We start from the raw sequence: 4,008 nt of genomic DNA on the forward strand, positions 1-4,008 counted from the left end.
TGCGCGGCATAAAGCCCCGCCAATAAAACACCCATGCTAACCTACCCGTAGGCGGGAGTTTACCTCGCGCAGAATTTAGGTATTAAGCAACCCAATTAATTGCCTGCTATATTTACCTATAAAACCACAAGATATAAAAATGAAAAAATCACAAAACCTAAGGAAAGGTCGTATTTCAATTCCCAATCACTATTACTGCGTAACTCTAGTCATTAATAACAGACAAAAATTATTAAACGACCTTGGTCTCAATAGAAAAATAATTTTTGAAATTAAGAAACTTGAAGAAGAAGGTGCCTGTAAAAGTATTGCATTTGTCTTAATGCCAGACCATATACATTGGCTTTTTCAATTAAAAGTAAGCATGCATTTGAGCGCCTTAATTAGGCTATTTAAAGGCCGTTGCACCAAACTTGCCCGAGATCATCACAAAATTAATAAGCTTTGGCAAAGTGATTATTACGATCATATGATCCGAGATGAAAAAGATCTCATTAACTATGCGCGCTATATAGTAGCAAACCCGCTTAGAGCTAATATCGTTGATAACGTTGGCGATTACCCATTTTGGGATTGTATTTATTTGAAATAAAATATAAATACCCGTAGGCCGAAGTTTGTAAATGCAATTGAAAATTTGTAGGCGGGAGTTTACCTCGCGCAAGTTCTTTAGGCCTATCTACAAAGATTAAAATGCGCGGCATAAAGCCCCGCCTTGTACAAAACAAGCAATAAGGACACTCATGAAAATACTTCACCACGGAGCAGTAAATGGCGTGACAGGTTCATGCCACCAGCTGATAATAAACGACCAAAGCTCTTTTCTAATTGATTGCGGACTATTCCAGGGTGAAGATTCTGTAGATGATCTAAGCATTGAATTTAATATAGACACTGTTCGCGCATTAATAGTTACCCATTGCCATATTGATCATGTTGGCCGAATCCCCTACTTATTAATGGCTGGCTTTAAAGGACCCATATTTACCTCTGTCGCATCAGCAAGCTTATTGCCGTTAGTCATTGAAGATGCATTAAAAGTGGGCGTTACGCGAGACCAAAAAATAATAGACACCTGCTTAAGATTACTTAAACAGCAAATTATTGAAGTTGATTTTAAAACCTGGTTCGATCTTCCTTGCAAAGGTGAACACACAGCGAAAGCCCGATTACAACGAGCAGGGCATATTTTAGGCTCCGCTTATGTAGAAATAGACATAGGCACACCTCCCCACAAAGCTAATAATAATCATAGAGTGGTTTTTTCTGGTGATTTAGGCGCGCCCTATACGCCTTTACTACCCGCACCTAAAGCGCCCTATAAAGCCGATACCTTAGTGATAGAGTCGACCTATGGAGATAAAAATCACCAAGGTCGTAAACAACGTACGCAAACCTTAAAAAACGTGATTGAACGCGCTGTTGCCGACAACGGCGTAGTACTTGTGCCTGCCTTTAGTATTGGCCGCACACAAGAACTGCTATACGAGCTTGAACAGCTAATTCATGCTTCTGCTAAAAACTCACCTTGGCGCACAATACAAGTAATACTCGACTCCCCCATGGCAGCTAACTTTACTCAGCAATACCGAAAATTTAAATATTTATGGGATGAAGAAGCAAAACAAAAAGTAGCCAAAGGCCGCCATCCTCTCGACTTTGAAAACCTCACTACAATAAATACCCATAGCGAGCACTTAGCGTTAATAAATTACCTCGCCACACGCCAAACACCTGCAATTATCCTAGCTGCAAGCGGTATGTGCACCGGCGGAAGAATAGTTAACTACCTAGAGCGATTTTTAACAGATGAAACCACCGACGTACTATTTGTAGGTTACCAAGGGCGCGGAACATTAGGTCGAGACATACAAGCCTACGGACCAAAAAATGGATACGTGTTGATAAATAATACTAGGGTGAATATTAACGCCAAAATACACACTATAAGCGGTTATAGTGCTCATGCAGATCAGGCAGGTCTCATTAAATTTGTAACCGGTATGCGCAAAAAGCCCCGCCATATAAAAATAGTCCATGGCGATGATGACGCTAAAAATGCACTCGCTACAAAGTATAGGGAAGTACTGGGGAACGAGGTGAAGGTAGAAATTGGGAAGGGATAGGTTCGAGGTTCGAGCTTCGAGCTTCGAGCTTCGAGCTTCGAGAAATTTAAAAACCTTGCGGTTAATATCGCAAGGTTTTAAATATCTGTAGCAGCGGGTTCACCTCGCGTCGTTATTAGGCTTTAGGCCCGTCGCCCGTAACTCGCAACCCGAGTACAGTATAAAATAGCAACACTTAAGTTGCTAAAAACAACAATAGCAACTAATATGTTTCTATAAATTTAAAAAGCAACTTATTAGTTTCCTTAAATGAACCTTCTACAGCAAATAAAAAACCGTCGTCTTGCTCTAAAAATAAAACAAAATGAAATGCCCATGCGCATTGGTATTTCTAGGCAACAATACCAGCGACTTGAAGCAAAAGGCAATCCCAGATTAGATACGCTAACATTAGTAGCTCAAGGGCTTAATAGTGAAATAATGTTAATACCGAAAGAAAAAATGAGTGTGGTATTAGCAGCCCTCAAAAACAGTGATGGCAACATACCAACCGAACACCAAAAGCCTAATCAAAGCCTACAAAAAATAACTGTATCTGAAGATCCATGGAAAGGATTACTAGAGGATGAGGATGAGGATGAACATGGAAATTAATGTTTTAAAGTTAACACTGCATGGCCATGTAGTAGGCTTTCTTGCTGGGGGTAAAAATGGCTTAAACATATTCCACTTCGATGAAAGCTTTCGTTTAAATAAAACGAGGCCAACATTTAGCTTAACTACACATCCAAACTTCCCACGAGCTGAAAAAATGATGTCAGAACCTTGGGTAACAAACCAACGCGTTCACCCCATACTATCAAACCTACTACCAGAAGGTTCATTACGCGAACTAATAGCTCAAGGCCTTAAAACTCATGTAGATAATGAGTTTCACATCCTTTCGTACCTCGGAATGGACTTACCAGGTGCTTTAGTTGCTGAACCAATGAAGCCTGAGGATGTTCCAATTAGCCTATTTAATAGTCATGGCCAAGTAACTGCGGTGAATTTTGACAAGTTAAATCAAGAGAATAAATTTTCTTTGGCTGGTGTCCAAATGAAATTTTCTATGAAAGAAAAAGACGGCCGATATAATTTAGCACGTGATAATGTGTTAGGTGATTGGATCATAAAAACCCCCTCAACTAAACATAAAGATGTACCTACTAATGAGTTTACATCCATGACTTTAGCGTCAATGGTAGGTGTGGATATTCCGGATATAAAACTAGTTAATATTGAACAATTAGATAATTTACCTCAAATTAATTTACCTGATGAAAAACTAGCGTTTGCAATAAAGCGATTCGATAGGCAAAGCAATCAACGAATTCACATGGAAGATTTTGCACAAGTACTCGTTAAGTTCCCACACGATAAATACAATTCAGGAAACTATGAGCAAATAGCAAGGATCTTATATCAGTTTTCAGAGGATGGACTCGCTGATGTGCAACAGCTAGCAAGACGTTTACTTGCTAATATTCTGCTAGCTAATGGTGACGCTCACCTAAAAAATTGGAGTTTATTATATTCAGACCAAACAACGCCAAGGCTATCACCTGCTTATGATATAGTTACAACCAGTGTTTACATTGCAAATGAGCAACATTTTGCACTCAACCTCGCGAAAACAAAAGCATGGTACGATATCTCTTATAAACATTTTGAATACTGGTCTAAAAAAGCAGACATTCCCTGGCGAGCTATAAAACCTCATTTAGATGATGTAATTAATAAAGCGCGTACACAATGGCCAGATGCGATTAAGAATTTACCAATGAGTAAAGCACATAAACAACAACTTAAAACTCATTGGCAGCGCCTTCATGAAGATTTTAGGTTTTAGGTCCTAGGTTTTAGGTTTTAGGTTTTAGGTTTTAGGTGTTAGGTGTTAGGT

General features: G+C 39.2%; 4 protein-coding genes. All 4 read left to right on the plus strand.

Features of this window, described 5'->3' with window-relative positions:
• Positions 1-139: 139 nt before the first annotated feature.
• The 4 genes from CWC14_RS09395 to CWC14_RS09410 all read left to right on the plus strand — a co-directional run bounded on the left by CWC14_RS09395 (position 140) and on the right by CWC14_RS09410 (position 3,957).
• Positions 140-592 (plus strand): REP-associated tyrosine transposase, encoded by a 453-nt coding sequence (locus CWC14_RS09395; RefSeq protein ID WP_138562560.1) that lies wholly within the window; start codon positions 140-142, stop codon positions 590-592.
• Between the two features lie 151 nt (positions 593-743).
• Positions 744-2,126, plus strand: a complete 1,383-nt coding sequence (locus CWC14_RS09400) for an MBL fold metallo-hydrolase RNA specificity domain-containing protein (protein ID WP_138562562.1) — start codon at positions 744-746, stop codon at positions 2,124-2,126.
• Positions 2,127-2,375: 249 nt separating this feature from the next.
• Complete coding sequence (locus CWC14_RS09405) at positions 2,376-2,720, plus strand: helix-turn-helix transcriptional regulator (RefSeq protein ID WP_138562564.1); 345 nt, start codon at positions 2,376-2,378, stop codon at positions 2,718-2,720.
• The gene (locus CWC14_RS09410) at positions 2,710-3,957 is read left to right on the plus strand and encodes a type II toxin-antitoxin system HipA family toxin (RefSeq protein WP_138562566.1); all 1,248 of its coding nucleotides are present in this window, start codon (positions 2,710-2,712) and stop codon (positions 3,955-3,957) included. Before CWC14_RS09405 ends, CWC14_RS09410 begins: the two co-directional genes overlap by 11 nt.
• Positions 3,958-4,008: the final 51 nt, after the last annotated feature.

Origin of the sequence: Pseudoalteromonas sp. S3260, assembly GCF_005886925.1 — a bacterium.
Classification (GTDB): Bacteria; Pseudomonadota; Gammaproteobacteria; order Enterobacterales; family Alteromonadaceae; genus Pseudoalteromonas; species Pseudoalteromonas tetraodonis.